Below are 19,348 nucleotides of genomic sequence, written 5' to 3' on the forward strand. Positions count from 1 at the left end.
CATCTCCCCCGGCTTGACTTCGGGCCGGCCGCCTCCCCAATATCCGGGCCGAAAAATGCGGGCGGAGCAAATGCTTAACGTGTTCGCCACGGGACATCGGCTGGCGGTCTGGCGCTTTGTCTCCCCCGGCTGTCCGGTCGCGATCGGTCTGCCATGAGCCCCGCGCCCCGCCTCCCCTCTCTGCCTCTGCGGATCGGCTTTCGGCTGGAGCATGACGGCTGCCCGGACTGGGTGGCCCGTCTCCTGGCCGATGTCATGGCCGACGCCCGTTACCAATTGGCCTGGATCGGCCGGCAGAGCGATCCGCCCCGCCTGTCCCATGCCGCCGGCTATGCGGCCTGGGATCGGGCGCGGGTGGCCAGCGCCCCCGACCCGCTGGACCATGTGACGTTCGATGCGCTGCTGCGCCGCCATCCCAGTGTCTCCGGGCTGGTGACGCAGGCGACGGTGCCGCCAGCGGGCCTTGATGTGATCCTGGACTTCGGCGCGGGCGGAGCGTGCCCGCCCGCCCGTTTCGGCGTCTGGTCGTTTCGCCTCGGTGGGGAACGGCTGACGCAGTGCGCCGAATATGGCGTGCCCGAACTCCTGCGTGGCGCCACCTTCTGCCAGCTGGACCTGGTCAGCGAGGGTGGGGAGGGCGGCGGGCAGATCCTTTCCCGCACCTTCGGCCACGTGAATGATGCCTCCCTGTGGCGCACGCGGGCCCCCGCGCTCTGGAAGGCCCGCGCCGTGGCCCTGCGCGCCCTTTCGGACCTGGTGCGGCTCGGGCCGGACAGGTTTTTCAGCCGCGCCTTGGCACAGCATGGCCGCGACGTGCCTCCGGCTCCGGCGCCCATCTCGGTCATGGGCATGCGGTGCCTCAGGGGGAAGCTGCTGTTGCGCCGGCTGCTGACGCCCTATCGCGTGGTGCGGGAGCAATGGCGGGTGGGCCTGCGGGTGCGCCCGCCCGCCGGTGCGCCGGAAGCCCCCTGGGGCAGCGCCGCCTGGGCGCGGGGCTTTCGCTTCGTGGAAGCCCCCTTCGACCGCTTCTATGCCGATCCTTTCCTGTTCGCGCACGAGGGCCGGACCTGGCTGTTCGTGGAGGATTGGGACTGGCAGGTGGGCAAGGCCATCATCAGCGCCGCGCCGCTGGCGGAAGACGGCAGCGTCGGCGCCATGGTGCCGGCTTTGGAGCGTCCCTACCACCTGTCCAACCCGCTGGTTTTCGCCGAGGGTGGGGAGATCTACATGATCCCCGAGACCATGGCGGCGCGGCAGGTGGAGGTTTATCGCTGCCTGGAGTTTCCCGGCCGCTGGGAACTGGCGTGCACGCCGCTGACTGGCCTCGACATCGCCGACGCCTGCGTTCTGAGAACCGCCGCCGGCTGGCTTATGCTGGCGTCGGTGGCCTATGAGGGCGGCCTCGGCTGGGACGAGCTGCACGTCTTCCACGCCGATGCCTTGTGCGGCCCGTGGACACCCGATCCCGACAATCCCGTGGTCTCCGACGTGCGCACCGCGCGTCCGGGAGGGCGCATGTGGGAAAAGGACGGCCGCCTGTTTCGCCTCGCCCAGGATTCCGCCGGCCGCTACGGGTCGGGTCTCGGCCTGTTCGAGGTGACCCGCGATGCGTCCGGCGCCTTCCGGCAGGAGCCCGTGGCCAGGCTCAACAGCTTCGACTTCGCCATGAATGGCGTCCATGCCTATGATTGTGAAGGGCGTTTCGAGGTGGTGGACGGGCGGCACTATCAGCTGGCCGTGGGACGCTGGCGGGCCTATTGGCCGCTCCCGCGCTGGCTCGGCCGGAAGTGAGCGGGGGAGGGGGCTGCATGGCTGAAGAGAGCGCCGCGCCGCGCTGGGTTCCCCGGCTCGCCACCCGGGACGATTTGCCCGCCATCCATGCCCTCTATGTGCAGGTGTGGGGCAAGGCGCCGGGCGAGCCATTCCTGGCCTGGAAGCTCTTCGATGCGCCGTTCGATCCCATCCCGCCGGTGCTTGCCATGGATGGAGACCGCTGCGTGGGGGTCTATGCCGTTATCTCCACGCCCTTGATCCTGGACGGGGCCAAGGTCATGGGCGCGCAGTCCGTCGACACCATGACCCACCCGGACTATCGCCGTCAGAACATGTCCGTCACGCTGGCCCGCTTCTGCTATGGCGAGGCGGCGCGGCGCGGCTTCACGCTGGTTTATGGGGTTCCCAATGAGAACTCCTATCCCATGTTCATGAAGAAGCTGGACTGGCGGCACATCGACGAGGTGGTGCGCCACGTGCGGCCGCTCTGCGCGCCGACCCGCATTCCCGGGGTCTTGGCGGGGCCGTTGAACCTGGCCCTGTCGATCCACGCCCGTGGAGCGGGTCTGCTTGCCCCCCGGGGACGGCTCGCACCGGTGGGGCCCGGCACCCGCTTTATGCTCCCCGTCCAGCCACCTTCGACGGCCCGCTGTGTGGTGGACAAGTCCGCCCGCTGGTTCGCCTGGCGGTATGGTGATGAGCCCGATGGGCGGTACGAAATGCTCACCCTGGGGGGACCGGATCGGCCGGACGCCCTCGTGATCTTCGATCAGATCGCCGATGAAAGCGGGCGCACCCATCTGCGGCTGTCCGAGTGGATGGCGTCAAGCCTCCGGGCGCGCGGGGCGGCGCTCAAGGCGGTGGTCGCCCTGGCTGCGCGACGGGGATGCGCCTCGGTCTTCCTGTTCACCAACGAACCGCAGGCCGCTGCACTCCTGAAGCGGAACCTGTTTTTCCCGCGCGGCTCCATGCCCTTGTGCCTCGGCGGCCTCGGCGCCTTCAAGACCCGCGAGCCCGATCAGGCCGGGGCCATGGTGGTTCTGGGCGGTGACAAGGACTGATGGGAGGGCCCATCTATCTCAGCTTGAGCAGGCGGGCCAGGTCATAGGCTGACTCCCGCGCCAGTCGCCGGGACGGCGCCTTGGCGAAAGCGGCCAGATGCTGCGCGAGGGCCTCGACCCACGCGCCGCGGCTGCGGGCGAGTTCCGCCCGCGCGTCATGAAGGCGCGCCAGCGCGACGCCGCGCCAGGGCTGCGGCACGGCGGAGGGGTTCGGTACCCGGGCGCGGAACACCCGTTCCACCGTGTCCACCAGCACCTCCATGTTCCGGCTGGTGGAGCCGGGCCGCACCAGATAGCGCGTGGACCGGCGCGTGGAGCACCACACCTGTCCCACCTGGGCCAACTTGAGCCACAGGTCCCAATCCTCGCTGATGCGCAGGCCTTCATTGAACCCGCCCGCGGCATCCAGCGCGCTCCGGCGCGTGATGACGGAGGACGTCCCGCAGACCATCTCGGCGAGCAACATGGCGAAGGCGTCCGGCCCCAGAGGCAGCAGGCCCGTGCGTCCCCCGATAAAGGTGCGGAACAGAGGCCAATAGTCGAACTGATAGCCCACCAGCTTGCCGTCCGGGTCCACCGACATGACATCGGCGAAGGTGAGCGAGATGGACGGGTCCCGCTCCATCAGGTCGAGGCGATCGGCCAGGGCGCCCGGCAGATACTGGTCGTCCGCATCCAGGAAGGCGATGATTTCGGCGCTGGCCGCCGCGATGCCGGCATTGCGCGCCGCCGCGACACCGGCCGGCTGGTGGACCAGGGCTTTCAGATGGGAATCCCGCTCGGCCTGCGCGGCCAGCCAGGCACCCGTGCCGTCGGTCGAGCCGTCGTCCACCACCACGATCTCGATCTCGCCCAGGCGGATGGATGCCCCATCCTCTTGCGCGCGAATGCTGGCAATGGCGTCGGGCAGATAGGCAAGGCAGTCGCGGGTGGGGATGATGACACTGAGGCGGGGGCGGGGCGTGTCAGCCATAGGTCGCCGCCACCTTGTCGATGATGCGCTGGATCAGCTCGGCCTCACCGCCGAGGCTTGCCGCCAGGCGCCGGCCGGCGCGGGCGGTCCGCACCCGCAGCAGATCGTCCCGCCAGGCGCGGTCGATCATGGCCGCGAGCGCCTCGGGGTCTTCTGGCGGCACGGTGAGGGCCTCCTCGGTGAAGATGTCCGACATGCCCGGTCCTTCCGATCCGATCACGCACTTGCCCACCGCCATGGCGTTGAGCGCCGTGCTGATGCCAGAGGCGACGATGCTGGTCTTGAGCACGGGAATGACCACCAGCTTGGCACCCGCGAGCATGCGGAGCTGGGCCTGCGCGCTGCCGTCGTCGGGAAGCTCAGCCACATTGGGCGGCAACTGGTCCAGCCGGCGGGTGAAGCGCGCCCCATGGCCGACAAGGTCGGAGGGCTTCACCGCCGCGATGGCGCCGGGATAGGGCAGGCGCTCCATGGCGGCAAAGAAGGTATCGAAGTCGCGCAGCGAGCGGCCGAAGCAGAGCACATAGTCCTCGTGCTTCTCCACCGCAGCGACGGCTGCCGGGTCGAGATTGACCTTGAACGGCACATAGGCGCAGCGCGCGGCGGGGATGCCATAGGCCGCGGTGAGCCCCGACGTGTCCTTGAAGAGATTGAGATAAAGGTCCGCCCGCGAGAGCAGGAAGCGCTTGGGGGCGAAGACGAGCTTCGCCTTCAGCCCCGGACCGGGGCGGCGCAGCACCAGGTCGGAGGCGATGAGCGGCCGGCCATAGCCGGGCAGCGTCATCCGCGCGAGCGCCAGCTTCATGGTGAGGCCGGGGTCGCAATTGACCAGGAACACCGCGTCCTTGGCTTCGCCCTCCTCCTTGAAGGCCTCCAGGGAACGGGCGATGACGGTGCGGCCCTCCACGCCATTGGCCGCCCGCCAGCGGAGCGGCATCTCCTTATAGTTGGTCACGATCAGCATGGGCGGCCTCACCCTTTGCGATTCATTTGGCGCTGCCTTTGGGCGCCTCGAGCCAATCGGGCAGGGAGGCCTTCAGCGCCGGGGCCGCGCCCGGCGTGCAGGTGCCCGGTCGATGCCAGAGGCAGGCCGGGCCGCGCGTGCCGTTGGCGAAGCAGTCCACCAGCGTGAAGCCCAGGTCCGTGAAGGCCTGCGGCGTCTCGCCAGGGCTCTCTCGCGTGGAGAGGATATAGTTGAACGCGGTGCTCTGCTGACGGCTGGCCGGGTCATCCGCGTCAGTGCCATAGAGCGGAATGCGGCGGTCAAGAAAGACATAGCCGCCACTCAGCCACCAGGCACTTGCTGGCGCGATGGCAAGGCCGCAGGCCTTTGGATCCGCATTCACCGCCCGCGTGGCCAGGATCGTGCCGCGGCCGAGCACGAAATGGGACGAGAAATAGCCGAAGGCGCCCAGAAGGCCCGAGGTGACCACAATGAACAGGACGCCATAGGCGGCCAGGAGGCCGGTGCGGACCTTGCCGCCCCAAAGCCGCAGCGTCAGTTCCGCCCCGCCAATGCCGCACAGGACCAGCACCAGCGGAATGCCCGGATACATGTAGCGCGGGAACTTCATGGCCACGAGTTCCAGCACCAGCACATTGGCCACCGCGACCACCATGAGCAGCGGCAAGCGGCGCATGCCCACGAGTGCGGTCACGACCATCAAGGCGAAGGCGCCGGAATAATAGGCCAGGATCCAAGCGGGATACGAATACCAGGGGATGTAGCCGAACTTGCCGGAGCCGGTCTCGCCGATGCTCGAGCCCTGGTACTTCACATATTGGATGATGGAGTTGAACGGCACACCCCATGTGATCCAGTCGAGAACGCCCAGCACCGCCATGGAGGCGATGCCGCCGAGCGCCAGGGCCACATAGCTGCGGATGTTGAACCGGGCGACACCGATGGCGGCCACCGCTGCCATGGGTCCCAGCTGCATGCGGAAGGCCACGGCCAGCCCAAGGAACACGCCGGCCCAGACAAGGCGGCGGAAGTCGCGTTCCGGGCCGTTGGGATAGGCCAGGTACACGCCGGGAATGAGGAAGAAGGTGCCGAACGTGTCCTGGAGCGGATGGCCGGAGTAATAGACCGTCTCGAACCAGAAGGCGCCCAGCGCCCCGCACAGGACAGCCCCCAGCGCGCCGACAAAGCGCCAGCCCCACAGAAAGCTTGGCACCACCATGAGCAACGAGAACAGCGAGCAGACCATGGCGGCCGCCAGCACCTGGGCCTGCGGGCCGCCGCCGATCAGCTCGGCCACCTTCATGGCCGGGGCGATCAGCCCGGGCACCAGCCAGGAGCGGGCGCCCACCGCGAACTCCCATGGCACCAGGCCCTGCCCATAGAGCAGGCGGTGCGCCTGCTCCAGATATTGCATGGTGACGTCAGCGTAGGAGGTGTTGGGCCAGAGGGCGAAGACAACAACCTTGACCGCAAAGGAGCTGACCAGGAAAGCGGCCAGCACCATCTTCATGGACACCGGCAAGGGGCGCGCTGCGCCGGTCCACCGTTCCGCTTCCGCCGTCGCCATGCCCATCCCCAATCCGCAGCCCAGAGGCGCGGCCTTCCCACGAGCTCAAGACCCGCATTGGTCGCCGAAGCCCTGTCATCATCGCGGATCGGTGGCGGCTCATCTCGCCGCGGCCAAGGCCCCCGCTCTGGCTGCGCCGATCCTGCGCATGGTCTAAAGCGGCTCCGCCGGAAGGTGAAGCGCAAGGATGGGAAATTGTCGGCCCGCGCCCTTCGGCCACGCCGGGCCGCGCGACCTACAAGCAATTTCCCTCGGGTCGCATTAAGCTTGAGGGCATGATTCGCGCGATGCCGATCCCGCCGCGCCGCGGCCGGCGGTCCTTCATCCGGGGCCGGTCCCAGGCAATGATGCTGGCGGGCCTCTTGAGCCTTCTCCTGGCCGGTTGCGCCTCCAATCCCGATCCCGTCTCCCTCATTCCCAACACCGTCCAGGCGTCGGTGGTCACCGAGGATCGCACGCTGGGCCCCAACGGCGGCAGCGGAGCGGTGTCGGTGGACGAAATGCTGGCGGCCGCGCGCGGCGGCGCCGCGCCGGAGGGCACGGCCCCGGCGGGCGCTACTGCGGCTGCCGCTCAGGCGCCCGCGCCCGCAGGCACGGGAGGCGAGACGGCCCGCTCCAGCCAGCAGGCTGCGGCGGCCATGGTGGCGGGCCTGCCGGCCACGCGACAGGGCGAGGCGGGGCCGGCCACCACCGGCTCGGTGTCGGCGCCTGCCGCTTCGGGCAAGCGTTTCGAGGTCACATTCGAGGGCGGCGAAGACCAGCCGTCCCCCGCCCAGGTTGCCGCCCTGGCCAAGGCCGTGAAGGCCGCGCGTCTGCCCGCTAAGACAGGGGTAACCCTAATCGCCGGCCCCGGGCCGGGGACAACGGCATTTGAGCAGGCCCTGCTGGCGAACAAGCGGGCCCGTGCGGTAAAGTCTTTGCTGCCGGCGGATTGGTCGAGCACCCAGCTTTATGATCCCACCAGCGAACCGGATACGGTGAGCATCGTCGTCGGCGCGAGGAACTAAGACGGAATGTTGGACAATACGGCTGATACCATCGCCTACATCGTCCAGGTGGCGTGGCGCCGGCGGTTCCTGGCCTTCATCCCGATTCTCCTGCTGCCGCCGCTGGCCATCATCGCCGCGAGCGTGGCGCCGCAGCGCTATGAAGCGCGCATGACCCTGCTGGTTCAGGAAAACGCCAAGCTCAACCCGATCCTCAACGACATCGCGGTCAGCCCCAATCTGAAGGAGCGCATGTCCGCGCTCATTGCGCTCGCCCACTCGGAAGTGGTTCTGGGGCGGGTGCTGGAGGACCTTGGTCGCATCGGGCCCAATACCGATCCCAAGGAGCGGGACAATATGGTGCGCGCCCTTTCCGGGGCGGTGAACATCCAGCTTCTGGGCACCGACATCATCGAGATGCGCTACCGCGCCCTCGATCCCACCTCGCCTTCGGCCGTGCTTGAGGCCCTGTCCCGCCGCTTCATCGAGCGCCTCGTCTCCCCGGAGCGCACGGCGGTGGAGGACAGCGAGCGCTTCCTCAAGGAGCAGATGGACCAGCGCAAGAAGGCGCTCGATCAGGCGGAGAAGGCATTCTCCGACTTCAAGATCGCCAATGCGGACAAGCTTCCGGCCATCTACAACTCCACGGTGGGCCGCCTTGCCACCCTGCAGCAGCAGATCGAGGCCAAGGAGATGGAGCTGGGCAGCGCGGATGCCACCGCCCAGGATTTCCGCAAGCGCCTCGCCACCACCAACCCGCTGGTGGGCCGCATCGAGGAGGCCATTGTCCAGGTCTCCGCCGAATTGGCCTCCCTTCGCGCGCGTTACACGGACCAGCATTCCGAGGTCCAGGCGGCGGTGCGCAAGCTGACGCGGCTGGAGGAAGAGCGGCAGCACCTGCTGGCGTCCGCACGGGACATCGACTCCAGCGATCTCGACCGGCTGTGGAACATGGCGGCGGGCGTGACCCAGAACCAGGACGGCACCGAACCGAAGAATGCGCCCCTCCTGGTGTCCCAGCTTCAGCGCCTCCAGGAGGTGCAGGCCCGGCGGGTGGCGCTCCAGAAGGAAGTGGAGCAGATGAAGGAGCAGTCCGTGCTGCTTCAGCGGGACATTGCCGCCTTCGGCCCCATCGAGCAGCAGCAGCAGACGCTGGAGCGCGCGGTAAATTCCGCCCGCGACAATTATGAATCCCTCGCCAAGCGCTATGAGATGGCGCGCGTCACCGGGGCTTTGGGCCAGTTCGAGGCGCCCGAGCGGGTGAAGGTCCTGGAGCCGCCGAGCAATCCTGCCCCCAAGGTCACTCCCGGCTATGTGCTTTATGTGCTCGCCGGGATCATCGCCGGTATCGCGCTGGGTGGCGCGCTGGCGGGTGCGGCGGAACTGCTCGACAACCGCTTGCGCCGGCCGTCCGACTTCTCGCGTCTGTTCGGTGTCCCGGTCATCGCCCGCATCCCCCGCATCCAGCAGGTGGGCCGGCCGGTCATGCCATGAGCAGACACCGCCGGCCGCGTGCCGGCGGCTTCGCTGTTCCGATCTCCTCGGAAGCGATGGTCAGGGCTTGGTATTGAGGATCTTGGTGCGTTCAACGAAATCGATGAACTTGTGCACCAGGCCCGGCGCCAGCTTGGAGAAGCGATTGGCGCCGGACACCAGCTCCTCGCCCACCGTCTGATTGAAGCGGTCGTTCATCACCACCCCCTGCAGAGGGGCGCCGGCCTGGCGCAGCAGGTTGGCGGCGCGGGTGATGGAGGGGCGGGTGTCCTGTCCGGCAAGGCACACCACGATCACGCTTTCGCACGCCGCCGCCACCGTGGTGACCGGCACCGCCACGCGCTCGCGCGGTTCCACGGCCGCCAAGTCCACCACGATCATGTCATAGGTGTTCAGCAGGCGCTCGAACATGGCGCGGACCGCCCCGGCATTGCGGAACGAGAAGCTCTGTTCCGGGGTCGGGGCGGCAATCAGGCTGTCGAAGCCGCGCAGGTCCGCGACCGCATAGGTCGCGATGGCCTCATCGGTGGGCACCCATGGCGTCGCCTGCGCCGGGACCGCCGCGGTTGGATCGGCCAGACCCACGAGCAGTGCCCGGTTCTGACGCTGGCAACGCTCCGCCAGGGCGCCGGCCAGCACGCTGACGCCGCTGCCGCTGCGCACGCTGGTGATGCCCACCACGCGCGAACCCTGACCGAAGGTCGCGAGATAGACCGATTCGACCTCTCGCAGGCCTCTACCCCACATGGTGTCCGTTCCCTTCTTCGGACGGTCAGCCGCCAAAGGCCGCGATCAGCGCGACGACAGGTATGATGTTCTGCAGAGCGTCAACGAAGATCTTCCATTCGCTCTGATTGATGTTGGGTACATAGACTGTGTCTCCGGGGCGCACCACTGGAAGCTTGGTAATGTCACCCGTGCGGGCGAATTCGATCAGGTTGAAGACCCGTGCCTGCTCGCGGCAGCAGCCGAGATTCACCACCACGATCTTCTGGGCATAGGCGTCGTTGCTTGGGCCGCCGGCTTCGGCCAGGAGGTCGAGCAGCGTCATGTCCGAGATGAAGCGGTAACGCCCGGGCTTGTTGACGGCTCCCAGCACGCGCACGGTGCTTTCCTTGGGATCCTCGAACCAGTCCTTGTTGGTGCGGTCGGGAATGAAGATCACGTCGCCGTTGCGCACCTTGGGCAGGAGGCGCTCGTCGCCGGTCGCGAAATACTGCGCCAGGTTCACCTGGGTCACCTTGGAGCCGGGCAGTCCGCGATGGGACACCCGCACGTTGCGCAGGTCTGCCGATGAGGTCGGGCCGTTGGCCGCGGTCAGGATGTCCAGGAACGTCATGCTCTTGTTGAAGGCATAGCGGCCGGGCACGGCCACCTGGCCCATGATGTAGATGACGTCTTCCTTCGCCAGCTGCACCCACTTGCCCTTGTTGTCGATGGGCGAGTCCGGCAGTTCCGGCACGCGGATCACGTCGCCCGCCTGGATCTTCGGCAGGTCGTTCACGTTGCCGCCATTGGCCAGGAAGGCGCCGAGGTCGAAGGTCGTGGGCTTTCCATCGCCCCGCGCCCGCACGATCTGGATATGGGCGATGTCGCCGCGCTGGTTGGGGCCGCCGGCCTCGCCCAGCAGATCCATCAGGCTCATTTCTGAGGACCATTCGTAGCGGGAAGGCCGGTTGACGGCGCCGATCACTTCCACCGCGCGGGTGGGCGGGATCTTCAGCCAGGACGGGCGGTCCGCGGATTCAAGCTTTTCCGGCACGTAGACGGCGTCGCCTGGCATGATTTCCGGCAGCGGCTTCTTGTCGCCTTCCGTGTAGGCGGCGAGGTTGAAGGGCACGACCGAACCGTCCGCCTTCAGGATGCGCAGGCGCGTGGTCTCCGCATAGCGGGTGGGGCCGCCGGCATTGGCGATGATTTCCAGAAGCTTGGCGTCCGGCGGGGCTTCCAGGGAGCCGGGACGGTTCACCTCGCCGATCACATAGACCGTGCGCACGGAGCGGCGGATCTCCTCCTCCTGGCGGGGGATGAAGATGGTGGCGCCGGGCCGCAGCATCGGCATCAGCTTGGCATCGCCCGTATCCAGAAAGCGGCGCAGGTTGAAGACGGCGGGCTCGCCGCCTTCGATAACGCGGATCTGGTCGATGGAGGCATAGCGCGTGATGCCGCCCGCCCGCATGATCATGTCCACCACCGTCAGCCCGTCCTTGAAGGCGAACGAGCCGGGCCGGTTCACTTCGCCAAAGACCTTGATGGCCTGCGTGCTCTCGGCGGCATCGCCCTGTTCCGACAGGGTGCGGCCGTCGAAATTGATCTGCACATTGCCGGTGGCGGGCGAAGAGGGGACGAAAATGACATCGAGCGGCTGGAGCTGCGGGATGTCTTTGGGGTTTCCGGTGTCCAGATACTTCTTGTAGTCGAAGACGATGACGCGGTTCCCGCGCCGCACCTGCAGCTTGTCAAGCTGTGCACCTTGCAGAAGGCCGCCTGCCGCGGAGATGGCCTCCTGGACGGTGGCGTTGGCCGGCAGGTCCACCTCTCCCGGCTTGCCCACATAGCCGAGCACCGTGATGTAGAGCCGGCGCTCCTTGAGCGTGACGGCCAGGCGGCCGATGTCACGGTAGGCCTTCGACAATGCGTTGCGAATGAGGGTCGCGGCCTCCGCCATGGTCCGGCCGGCCACTTCCACCTGCCCCACTTCGGGCAAGGTGACGCGGCCCCGGCGGTCGATGGGCAGGTCGGCGTTGAGGGCCGATTCGCCGGGCAGCGCGATGGCCAGAATGTCCCCCGCCCGCAGCCGCGCGTCCTCGTCCGCTGCCGTGGTCTGGGCATTGGCGCCGCCGGCGAGGGCGAAAAGAAAGAGGAGCAGCGACCAGGCAAAGGCCATCAGCCGCAGCAGGGGCCACGGCTGGCTCGCGATCAGGGAGGTGCGGGTCACGCGCATGTCACGGGCCCTTCCCGGAGGCTTCCGCCACCTGGCGTTCGACTTTGTTCAATTGCTGCTTCAGCTTGGCGATCTCGATTTCCGTATCCTCGGGAAATCCGCCTTCTGACAGGCGTCGAACTTGAATCATCATCAGTTCTGCGTCCTGGAAGGACGCGGCGGCGTAGTAGCGGGCATTGCGCTCGGCCAGTCGGAACATGCGTTGTTGCAGGGCGTCGATCCGCGCATCCGTGGATGGCCGCCGCTCCGCCAGTCCTCCCGTGCCGTCGGGAGGCCAAGGGGTGAAGGAGACATTCGCGCAGCCGGAGAGCGCAAGGCCGCTCATCAGCAGCAGGAGGGAGAGCGCGCGCGAAATCATGCCTTGCGTCCGTTCTCGATCAGGTCGGACAGGCGCAGATGGGTGATGAGCTGCAGCGGTTGCCCACTGGCGCCGCGCAGGCGCAGCTTTCGGCCTGCAATGCGCAAGCGCTTGTAGAGGAACACGATGCCCCCAATGCCGGACGAATCCACAAACTCAACGCCGGCCAGGTCGAGAGTCACGTCGTCCGCCCCGGCGCCCAGTTCCTCGAACAGGGGCTTCAGGCGAGTCATGGCCGCGGCGTCCATGTCTTCCGTGATCTCCACCAGCCTTGCCATGATCTTCCCCCAGGCGACGTCCCATGCCGCCGTCGCCGATCGCTGCGACGCAGCGCTCTCGCTCTCGCAAGAACAAATGATTTACCTTAATAGCGGGTAAAGATCGGCCGTTTGGACGCCGATCGGCAACAGGTGGAGAGCGCCGTGCCGGGCGGAATGGTGCAAATCGTTCAACGCCTTAGCCCGGGAGGTATCGAGACGCTGTCGCTCGATCTGGCGGCCCGCCTCCCCGGCGTGAACCCGGTCCTGAGCTTGGACTGGAGCACCGCCGAAATCAGAGCCCATTGGCCAGCCACCTCCGCCCTCCCGGTCGAAGGGCTGGAGAAGCCGACGGGGCTCCAACCGGCCTTTGTGCTGCGTCTGGCGCGTCGGCTCCGGGCCCTGAAGCCGCGGGCGGTGGTGACTCACCATATCGGGCCGCTCCTCTATGGCGGCATCGCCGCCCATCTCGCCGGGGTGCCCGTGCTCGCCTATGTGGAGCATGATGTCTGGCACTATGAGGCGCCCCGCCGCCGCCAATTGGCCGGGGGCCTGTCTCGGGTCCTGAGGCCGCGCGTGGTGGCCGTGTCCGAAGGGGTGGCCGCCACCGTCCGGCAGATCATGCCCACGTGCCAGGTTCGGGTGATCCGCAACGCGGTGGACACGGACCGCTTCCGCCCTGCGGACCAAGGCGCGGCGCGGCGGATGCTGGGTCTGCCCGAGGGCGCCTCGATCGTGGGCTCCGCCGGGCGGATGGAGGAGGTCAAGGGCCATGACGTGCTCTTGAACGCCATCGCCGAGCTTCCCGACGTCCACCTTGCCTTGGTGGGGCATGGCAGCCGGGAAGAGTCGCTGAAGGCGCAGGCCCAGGGGCTGGGAATCACCAGCCGGGTGAGCTTCCTTGGTCATCGCGGCGACATGCCGGCCGTCTATCCCGCGTTCGATGTCATGTGCCTGCCCTCCCGGAACGAGGGGCTGCCGCTGTCCGTTCTGGAGGCGCAAGCCTGCGGCGTGCCGGTTGTGGCGAGCCGGGTTGGGTCGGTGGCAGAGGGCGTTTGTCCGGGAACGGGCGGGCTCGTTCCGCCGGGCCAGCCGTCGGCCCTGGCCGCAGGGCTGCGGGCCGCGCTGGCGATGCCCCGGCCGGCCGGGCTTCGCGCCTTTGTTCTCGACCATTTCTCATGGGACCGCATGGTGGCGGCCTATGAAGAGCTGACGGACCTTTCCCGCCCATGAGGCTGATCCTCGAAATCCTGTTCTGGGCCAGCGTGATCGGCGTCGTCTATCACCACGCGCTCTATCCGCTCCTGCTGCGAGCGCTGGCCCGCCGCCGCCCGCCTCCGGCCGAGCCCGCGCCAGTGCCGGACGTGGCCTTGCCGCCGATCACGCTGGTCATTCCGGCCTATCAGGAGGCGCGCTTCATCGCCGGCAAGCTCGAGGATTGCGCGCGCCTGGATTATCCCCGCCACCTTCTGAGGGTGATCGTCGCCTGTGACGGCTGCACCGACGGCACGGAGGAGGTGGCCCGCGCCGCGCTCGCTTCCCCCGCTTGCGCCGGCCTCCAGGCAGAGATCCGGGCCTTCGTGCTCAATCGGGGCAAGGTGGCGGTGCTGAACGAGGTCATTGGCAGCTTGCCACCCGGCCTTGTGGGCCTCTCCGATGTCTCAGCCCATCTGTCGCCCGACAGCCTGCGCCGGGCCGCCGCCCATTTCGCCGATCCCGCCGTCGGGGTGGTGGCCGCGACCTATGCGCTCACCGCGGCCGGCAGCGCCGGCGAGGCGCGCTACTGGGCCTATCAGACCGCCATCAAGGCGGACGAAGCGGCGCTTGCCGCACCCATCGGGGTGCATGGGGCATTCTACCTGTTCCGCCGCGAGCTGTTCACGCCGCTACCGGCGGACACCATCAATGACGACGTCATCCTGCCCATGCGTATGGTCGCGGCCGGCGCGCGAGCGGTCTATGACCGGCGCATGGTGGCCTATGAGGCCGAGCGCACGGAGCGGAGCCAGGAATTCCGGCGGCGCGTGCGCATTGCCTCCGGTAACGTTCAGCAGGCCTTGCGGCTGATGGGCCTGGCCGATCCCCGGCGGCCCGGCCTGGCCTTCGTGTTCCTGTCGGGCAAGGCGCTGCGCGCGCTGGCGCCGGTCCTCCTGGCGGTGGCCCTTCTGACCAATGTGGTGCTCGCCTTCACGGGCGCGCCGCTGTATGTGCTGGCCCTTGCAGGACAAATCGCGCTCTACGGCTCGGCGTGCGTCGCCATGCTCCGGCCGGAAGCGGTTCCGCGGCCGATGCGCTTGCTCGCCTATTTCGTGGAAGGTCATGTAGCCGGGCTGGTGGGGGCCATCCGGCAGGTGTCGGGACGGGACAAGGGCCGCTGGGGGCGGGCCGGGGAGAGCAGGGTGGAGCTGGACGGAGAAGACTTCACGCATCCCCTCGTACGGGTGGGGAAGCGGGCGTTCGACATCGTGGTGGGATCGGTGGCCATGGTGGTGCTCATCATCGCCTTCGTGCCGGTGGCGCTGGCCATCAAGCTGACCTCCAAGGGGCCGGTGTTTTACCGGCAGATCCGGGTGGGCCGGTCGACGCCCACCTGCACGCACCTCTTCTACCTCTACAAGTTCCGCACCATGAGAGTGGATGCGGAGGCGCGCACCGGCGCCGTGTGGGCCTCCGCCAACGATCCGCGGGTGACCCCCATCGGCCGCTTCATGCGCAAGACCCGCATCGACGAACTGCCCCAGGCCATCAATGTGCTGAAGGGGGAGATGTCCATCGTCGGCCCGCGGCCGGAACGGCCGGTCTTCTTCCAGAAGCTGGAAACCGAAATTCCCTTCTATGTGGAGCGCACCTTTGGCCTGAAGCCGGGCATTACCGGCTTGGCCCAGGTCAACCAGGGCTATGACGCCTCCATCGAGGATGTCCGCTCCAAGGTGTCCTACGACCACGCCTATGCCATGCGCCTGCTGGATCCGGTGGACTGGATCAAGACGGACCTCTGGATCATCATGCGCACCTTCACCACCATGGTGCTCGGCAAGGGCCAATAGGCTGCGGTCGGTTCAGCCCAGGGCCGAAAGCAGGCGCTCCACCTCCTGCGCCCGCACGTCCCAGCCTTCTCCGGCCACGCAGGCGCGGCGGGCGGCGGCGGCGTCCGGGCTGGCGCCCGCCGCCGCTGCGCGAATGGCGGGGGCAAGCGCGCCTCCCGGCTCGATGGCGCTCACCTCCGCCTCATAGGGGGCGAGGGCGGGAAAGCGCGTCGCGGCCACCGGCGTGCCGCTCGCCAGATATTCGCGTAGCTTCAGGGGGTTGCAGGCGCGGATCTGGGGCGTGTCGCGGAACGGGATCAGCGAGACCGTCCAATTCTGCACATAGCCGGGCAGGGCGTCATGGGGCCGCGGGCCCAGGAAGTGCACATTGGGCAGACAGGCGAGGGGGGTGACGTCGGTATGGACCGCGCCCACCAAGACAAACCGCCACTCCGGCAAGTCCTGCGCGGCCCGCGCGATCATGGCAATGTCCAGCCAGTCGGAAATGCTGCCATAAAAGCCCGCCACCGGGCCGCCCGGCAGGTCTGCGGGCCGAGGGGCCGGTCGGGCAAAGAGATCGAAATCCACCCCATGCGGCACCAGGTGAGTCTTCTGTGCCGGAAAGCGGTTGGCAAGCGCCGGGCTGGCCGCGATCACGAGATCCGCCCGTGCCACCAGGCGCCGTTCCATGTCCAGAACGGGGGCGTGGTCCACCCCGGACAGGGCGCCGAAATCATCCCCGCAATAATAGACCACCGCCCGCTCACCGGCCGTGCCGAGGGCCGCCACCGCACTGGGAAGGGAGGCCCACAGGATGGGGCGGCTGATGCCGGAGGCGGGCAGCACGGTCCCCAACTGACGGGCGAGGGAGGCGTGGTTCAGCCATTCCACCAGGGGGTTGCCGGGCCAGGATGCCACTTGCGGGGAGACCACCTGGAGGCCGGGGGGGAGCGGTCGCGTCGTGCCCGGGGCGGGAGAGGCGACGCCATGACCCAGCATGGCCCGCACCTTGCGGGCGGCGCGCGCGAGATCATGGGCGGTGAGACGCGGCCGACGTAGGCCCAGTGAGTTGACCCACACCACCCGGTGGTGGGCGAGAAGACGTCCCACCAGATGCTGGGTGGACGAGGGATGACCGCCCCAATCCTCGCCGAAGACGACCAGATCCGCAGTCACGAAATGGGTGCTCCCGGCTGGAAATTGGGCGGCTGCCGCGGCGGGCGCCCCCGTTCATCTGGCACCGCCCCCTCGTTGAGGGGCATCTCCGACGGGAGGTCCCGACGCGGAAGGGGCGCCAGCTCCGCGGCGAGGGGGGCTTCCTGCGGCTGGTCGAGGGAGAGCACACGCGCGAGCGCGACCGTCATGGCGAAGATCATGTAGAAGGGCCAGGAAAAGCCCTGGGTGAGGAAGGTGCCGGACACACAGAAGCTGGCGAGCCCGCCGGCCAGCGCCACGGCGGCGGTCTTCAGCCGGGGATCCACATCGCGGCTGTCCACGATCTTCAGCGACCGACGGGCCACCAGCGCGGTGGATCCCACCAGGGTGAGGAAGGCGGCGATCCCCGGAAAGCCGGTCTCGGCCAGGATGCCGAACCAGGTGGAGTGCACGGCGTGGGGCTTGCCGTCCCAGTCATTGGTGAAGAAGAAATAGTTGGGCGCGAAATTGGCGAGCCCGACCCCGGTGAGGGGCCGCGCCTTGGCCATGTTCCAGGCGGTTTCCCAGGCATTGAGGCGTCCTTGGGAGGATTCATCAATGCCTTCCTCCGCCGCGCCGCCCGATTGCCGGCCGGAAATGCCAGCCACCGCGAACAGGCCGATCACGCCCACCACGCCGATGGTGATGAGGAGCGTCCGGCTCTTGATGAAGCGGCTGCCCAGCAGCGCCAGCACGGCGGTGATGCCCAGCAGCCCGCCCCGGCTCTGTGTGCAGATGATGCCGGCGAAAATGGTGGCAAAGCCAGCCAACCCCAGCAGGCGGTCGAAGATGTTGACGCGGCCGATGATGAGCGAGCCGGCAAAGCTCAAGGGAAAGAGGAGCGCCAGAGCCAAGTCGTTGGGGTCGCCCAGCACCGAGCCCGTGGCGCGCCCGATGGTCACGCGGGTGCCTTCCACTAGGCCGATCCCGTTGAGCTTGTTGGAGATGGCAACGCTCGCCACGGCCGAACCGAAGATCACGAACATGCGGTTGATGAGATGGAAATCGCTGGGTGTCCGCGTGGTCCAGGCGACGATGACGGTGATGAGCCCCACCTTCGAGAACAGGTCCGACCATTGCTTGAAGGCCAGTTCGCGCGACACGGCCGTGGCCACCGTGGCGGTCGCAATCAGGAAGAAGATGGCGAAAATGGTCAGCTCGCGGGTCCAGAACGGCTTCATGGTGCGCGCCAGCGCCAGGTGCCAGAACACGACGATGATGGACACCTGAGCCAGGATCTGGGGGATCTTCCAGGGATTGAGGATCTCAAACGCCTCATGCACCCGCAGGAAGGAGAAGATCACGAACAGGATGCAGGGAATGGCCGGCCGGTCGAACCCCATGACCACCACGATGGCCAGGGTCGCCAGGAGCACGGGATACTCCACGCCCTCCACGCCGATCCACAGATAGAACATGATCCCGGTCGCGGCGAGCGCGATCAGGATGTCCCGCCAGTGGCTGGTGAGGCGCGTCGGGGGCGGGGGCTGGTAAAGGCCTTCCATCGCGTGAAAATCTCGTCGTCGGCGCGCATGAGGACCGATGCCTCGCGCCGGACCTTGCGGGGCCGGCACCGGTGATCGGGGATGAGCCTGATCCAAGAAGCTTATCGCCCCTCTGGATAAACGCACAGGACGGCCGAGGAAAGCGCGCCTCAGGCGGCGGGTCGAGGGCCCCCGGTGCGGACAGGCGCGTCAGAGCGGGGCGATACGGTCGTAAAGGGCAAGGAGATCGCCGAGACGGGCCTGGGTGCCGTATCCCTCCCGCGCGGTGCGCCATGCGGCATGGGACCAGGCGGCGCGGTCGGTCGCGTCACCCCTCTGCCAGGCGGTGACCGCCGCCTGCGCGGCGTCCAGGTCGCCCGCGGGAAACAACCATCCGTTCTCGCCCGGCCGGATCAAGTCCGGCAGCGCACCCAAGGCGCTGGCGGCCACTGGCCTTCCCGCTGCCATGGCCTCGATGGCCGCATAAGGCAGCCCCTCCGCGCGGGAGGGCATGAGCAGGAGGCCGATGCGCGGCCAGATGCCGCCGGGGTCCGTGACAAGGCCGTGGAACTGAACCACCGCGCCATAGGTGTTTTCCAGCTCGGCCCGCAGCGGGCCGTCGCCGAACATCTCGAAGGACAGGCCGGGCATGCCGTGCTCGGCAAAGCGGCGGGCGAGGGCGCAGAACAGGTCGGGGCCCTTCTCGTGGCTGAGACGTCCGACAAAGCCCACCGTCTGCGATACGGGCGTGGCCGGCGGGGCGGCCGGGACGGGAATGAAGTTGGTCAGCAGGGTCACCGGCGCAGGCAGGCGCGCCGCGATGGGTGCGCTGACCGCGATGCGCGTGGCAAGGCGTGCCGTGATCTCGTCCAGGCGCTGATAAAGCGAGACCGGGAAGGGCGCGCGCTCGCCCGCATGAAAGGTGGAGGCGCAGGGTATGCCGGCGAGCTTCGCCGCCAGGCGGCCAAAAATGCCCGCCTTGTAGCCGTGGGTGTGCAGGAGCCGCGGCCGCTCGGCCTTCAGCCGCCTCAGAAGAGTGCCGAACCGCCCATCCAGCACCGAGAAGGTCACGCCCTCCGCTTTGAGCCGGCCCAGAAAGGGAGTGTCGCCATGGTCGGACAGCAGCACCACGCGGCATGGATGCCCGCTCTCGGCCAGCGCCTGCGCCAGCACGATGACGTGCCGCTCAATGCCACCGATGCCGCTCGCGTCCAGCAATTGCCAGATCTCGCCCGCCACCCCCGTCTCCCCTGTCCCTCGGTCCGCG

Annotated in this window: 16 protein-coding genes; 6 read left to right on the plus strand and 10 right to left on the minus strand. The window is 68.1% G+C overall.

Going from position 1 to position 19,348, the window contains the following annotated elements:
- The first annotated feature begins 153 nt into the window (after positions 1 to 153).
- Positions 154 to 1,791: a glucosamine inositolphosphorylceramide transferase family protein gene (locus ACT54L_RS09710; RefSeq protein WP_476085379.1), complete on the plus strand. Its 1,638-nt coding sequence runs from the start codon at positions 154 to 156 to the stop codon at positions 1,789 to 1,791.
- Between the two features lie 17 nt (positions 1,792 to 1,808).
- The gene (locus tag ACT54L_RS09715; protein ID WP_476085380.1) at positions 1,809 to 2,834 is read left to right on the plus strand and encodes a GNAT family N-acetyltransferase; all 1,026 of its coding nucleotides are present in this window, start codon (positions 1,809 to 1,811) and stop codon (positions 2,832 to 2,834) included.
- Positions 2,835 to 2,847: 13 nt separating this feature from the next.
- On the opposite strand, the gene ACT54L_RS09720 is transcribed toward ACT54L_RS09715, so the two are convergent.
- Genes ACT54L_RS09720 through ACT54L_RS09730 form a run of 3 tightly spaced genes read right to left on the minus strand, consistent with a single transcriptional unit; the run spans position 2,848 to position 6,338 of the window.
- Positions 2,848 to 3,807: a glycosyltransferase gene (locus ACT54L_RS09720; RefSeq protein ID WP_476085381.1), complete on the minus strand. Its 960-nt coding sequence runs from the start codon at positions 3,805 to 3,807 to the stop codon at positions 2,848 to 2,850.
- Entirely contained in the window at positions 3,800 to 4,771 is a 972-nt protein-coding gene (locus ACT54L_RS09725; protein WP_476085382.1) for a glycosyltransferase, read from the minus strand. The genes ACT54L_RS09720 and ACT54L_RS09725 overlap by 8 nt, the downstream gene beginning before the upstream one ends.
- 22 nt (positions 4,772 to 4,793) lie before the next feature.
- Positions 4,794 to 6,338 carry a glycosyltransferase family protein gene (locus ACT54L_RS09730; RefSeq protein WP_476085383.1) on the minus strand — a complete coding sequence of 515 codons (1,545 nt, stop codon included), beginning with the start codon at positions 6,336 to 6,338 and terminating at the stop codon, positions 4,794 to 4,796.
- Positions 6,339 to 6,700: 362 nt separating this feature from the next.
- Here ACT54L_RS09730 and ACT54L_RS09735 point away from each other — a divergent pair, with 362 nt between their 5' ends.
- Both ACT54L_RS09735 and ACT54L_RS09740 read left to right on the plus strand, forming a co-directional pair.
- A complete protein-coding gene (locus ACT54L_RS09735; RefSeq protein WP_476085384.1) occupies positions 6,701 to 7,345 on the plus strand; it encodes a hypothetical protein in 645 nt (214 codons plus the stop codon).
- 6 nt (positions 7,346 to 7,351) lie between these two features.
- Positions 7,352 to 8,818 (plus strand): GumC family protein, encoded by a 1,467-nt coding sequence (locus tag ACT54L_RS09740; protein ID WP_476085385.1) that lies wholly within the window; start codon positions 7,352 to 7,354, stop codon positions 8,816 to 8,818.
- A gap of 60 nt (positions 8,819 to 8,878) precedes the next feature.
- Here the strand turns inward: ACT54L_RS09740 and ACT54L_RS09745 are convergent, their stop codons facing one another.
- Genes ACT54L_RS09745 through ACT54L_RS09760 form a run of 4 tightly spaced genes read right to left on the minus strand, consistent with a single transcriptional unit; the run spans position 8,879 to position 12,398 of the window.
- Positions 8,879 to 9,565: a P-loop NTPase family protein gene (locus tag ACT54L_RS09745; RefSeq protein ID WP_476085386.1), complete on the minus strand. Its 687-nt coding sequence runs from the start codon at positions 9,563 to 9,565 to the stop codon at positions 8,879 to 8,881.
- Between the two features lie 25 nt (positions 9,566 to 9,590).
- Positions 9,591 to 11,762: an SLBB domain-containing protein gene (locus ACT54L_RS09750; RefSeq protein ID WP_476085387.1), complete on the minus strand. Its 2,172-nt coding sequence runs from the start codon at positions 11,760 to 11,762 to the stop codon at positions 9,591 to 9,593.
- A gap of 1 nt (position 11,763) precedes the next feature.
- Entirely contained in the window at positions 11,764 to 12,120 is a 357-nt protein-coding gene (locus ACT54L_RS09755) for a hypothetical protein (RefSeq protein WP_476085388.1), read from the minus strand.
- Positions 12,117 to 12,398 carry an STAS domain-containing protein gene (locus ACT54L_RS09760; protein WP_476085389.1) on the minus strand — a complete coding sequence of 94 codons (282 nt, stop codon included), beginning with the start codon at positions 12,396 to 12,398 and terminating at the stop codon, positions 12,117 to 12,119. Before ACT54L_RS09760 ends, ACT54L_RS09755 begins: the two co-directional genes overlap by 4 nt.
- Positions 12,399 to 12,542: 144 nt before the next feature.
- Here ACT54L_RS09760 and ACT54L_RS09765 point away from each other — a divergent pair, with 144 nt between their 5' ends.
- Complete coding sequence (locus ACT54L_RS09765; protein ID WP_476085390.1) at positions 12,543 to 13,610, plus strand: glycosyltransferase; 1,068 nt, start codon at positions 12,543 to 12,545, stop codon at positions 13,608 to 13,610.
- Positions 13,607 to 15,424, plus strand: a complete 1,818-nt coding sequence (locus tag ACT54L_RS09770; RefSeq protein WP_476085391.1) for a sugar transferase — start codon at positions 13,607 to 13,609, stop codon at positions 15,422 to 15,424. The genes ACT54L_RS09765 and ACT54L_RS09770 overlap by 4 nt, the downstream gene beginning before the upstream one ends.
- 12 nt (positions 15,425 to 15,436) lie before the next feature.
- Here the strand turns inward: ACT54L_RS09770 and ACT54L_RS09775 are convergent, their stop codons facing one another.
- The 3 genes from ACT54L_RS09775 to ACT54L_RS09785 all read right to left on the minus strand — a co-directional run bounded on the left by ACT54L_RS09775 (position 15,437) and on the right by ACT54L_RS09785 (position 19,320).
- The gene (locus tag ACT54L_RS09775) at positions 15,437 to 16,579 is read right to left on the minus strand and encodes a glycosyltransferase (protein ID WP_476085392.1); all 1,143 of its coding nucleotides are present in this window, start codon (positions 16,577 to 16,579) and stop codon (positions 15,437 to 15,439) included.
- The gene (locus ACT54L_RS09780) at positions 16,576 to 18,102 is read right to left on the minus strand and encodes an O-antigen ligase family protein (RefSeq protein ID WP_476085393.1); all 1,527 of its coding nucleotides are present in this window, start codon (positions 18,100 to 18,102) and stop codon (positions 16,576 to 16,578) included. Before ACT54L_RS09780 ends, ACT54L_RS09775 begins: the two co-directional genes overlap by 4 nt.
- Before the next feature lie 189 nt (positions 18,103 to 18,291).
- Positions 18,292 to 19,320, minus strand: coding sequence for a glycosyltransferase (locus ACT54L_RS09785; RefSeq protein ID WP_476085394.1), 1,029 nt, complete (start codon positions 19,318 to 19,320; stop codon positions 18,292 to 18,294).
- Positions 19,321 to 19,348: the final 28 nt, after the last annotated feature.

The sequence above is a fragment of the Aquabacter sp. DMC10 genome (genome assembly GCF_056314145.1).

Excerpts from the sequence above, each read along its gene's own strand:
- ACT54L_RS09710 (WP_476085379.1), top strand. The coding sequence starts at position 154 with ATGAGCCCCGCGCCCCGCCTCCCCTCTCTGCCTCTGCGGATCGGCTTT.
- ACT54L_RS09715 (WP_476085380.1), top strand. The coding sequence starts at position 1,809 with ATGGCTGAAGAGAGCGCCGCGCCGCGCTGGGTTCCCCGGCTCGCCACC.
- ACT54L_RS09720 (WP_476085381.1), bottom strand. The coding sequence starts at position 3,807 with ATGGCTGACACGCCCCGCCCCCGCCTCAGTGTCATCATCCCCACCCGC.
- ACT54L_RS09725 (WP_476085382.1), bottom strand. The coding sequence starts at position 4,771 with ATGCTGATCGTGACCAACTATAAGGAGATGCCGCTCCGCTGGCGGGCG.
- ACT54L_RS09730 (WP_476085383.1), bottom strand. The coding sequence starts at position 6,338 with ATGGCGACGGCGGAAGCGGAACGGTGGACCGGCGCAGCGCGCCCCTTG.
- ACT54L_RS09740 (WP_476085385.1), top strand. The coding sequence starts at position 7,352 with ATGTTGGACAATACGGCTGATACCATCGCCTACATCGTCCAGGTGGCG.
- ACT54L_RS09745 (WP_476085386.1), bottom strand. The coding sequence starts at position 9,565 with ATGTGGGGTAGAGGCCTGCGAGAGGTCGAATCGGTCTATCTCGCGACC.
- ACT54L_RS09750 (WP_476085387.1), bottom strand. The coding sequence starts at position 11,762 with ATGCGCGTGACCCGCACCTCCCTGATCGCGAGCCAGCCGTGGCCCCTG.
- ACT54L_RS09755 (WP_476085388.1), bottom strand. The coding sequence starts at position 12,120 with ATGATTTCGCGCGCGCTCTCCCTCCTGCTGCTGATGAGCGGCCTTGCG.
- ACT54L_RS09760 (WP_476085389.1), bottom strand. The coding sequence starts at position 12,398 with ATGGCAAGGCTGGTGGAGATCACGGAAGACATGGACGCCGCGGCCATG.
- ACT54L_RS09770 (WP_476085391.1), top strand. The coding sequence starts at position 13,607 with ATGAGGCTGATCCTCGAAATCCTGTTCTGGGCCAGCGTGATCGGCGTC.
- ACT54L_RS09780 (WP_476085393.1), bottom strand. The coding sequence starts at position 18,102 with ATGGAAGGCCTTTACCAGCCCCCGCCCCCGACGCGCCTCACCAGCCAC.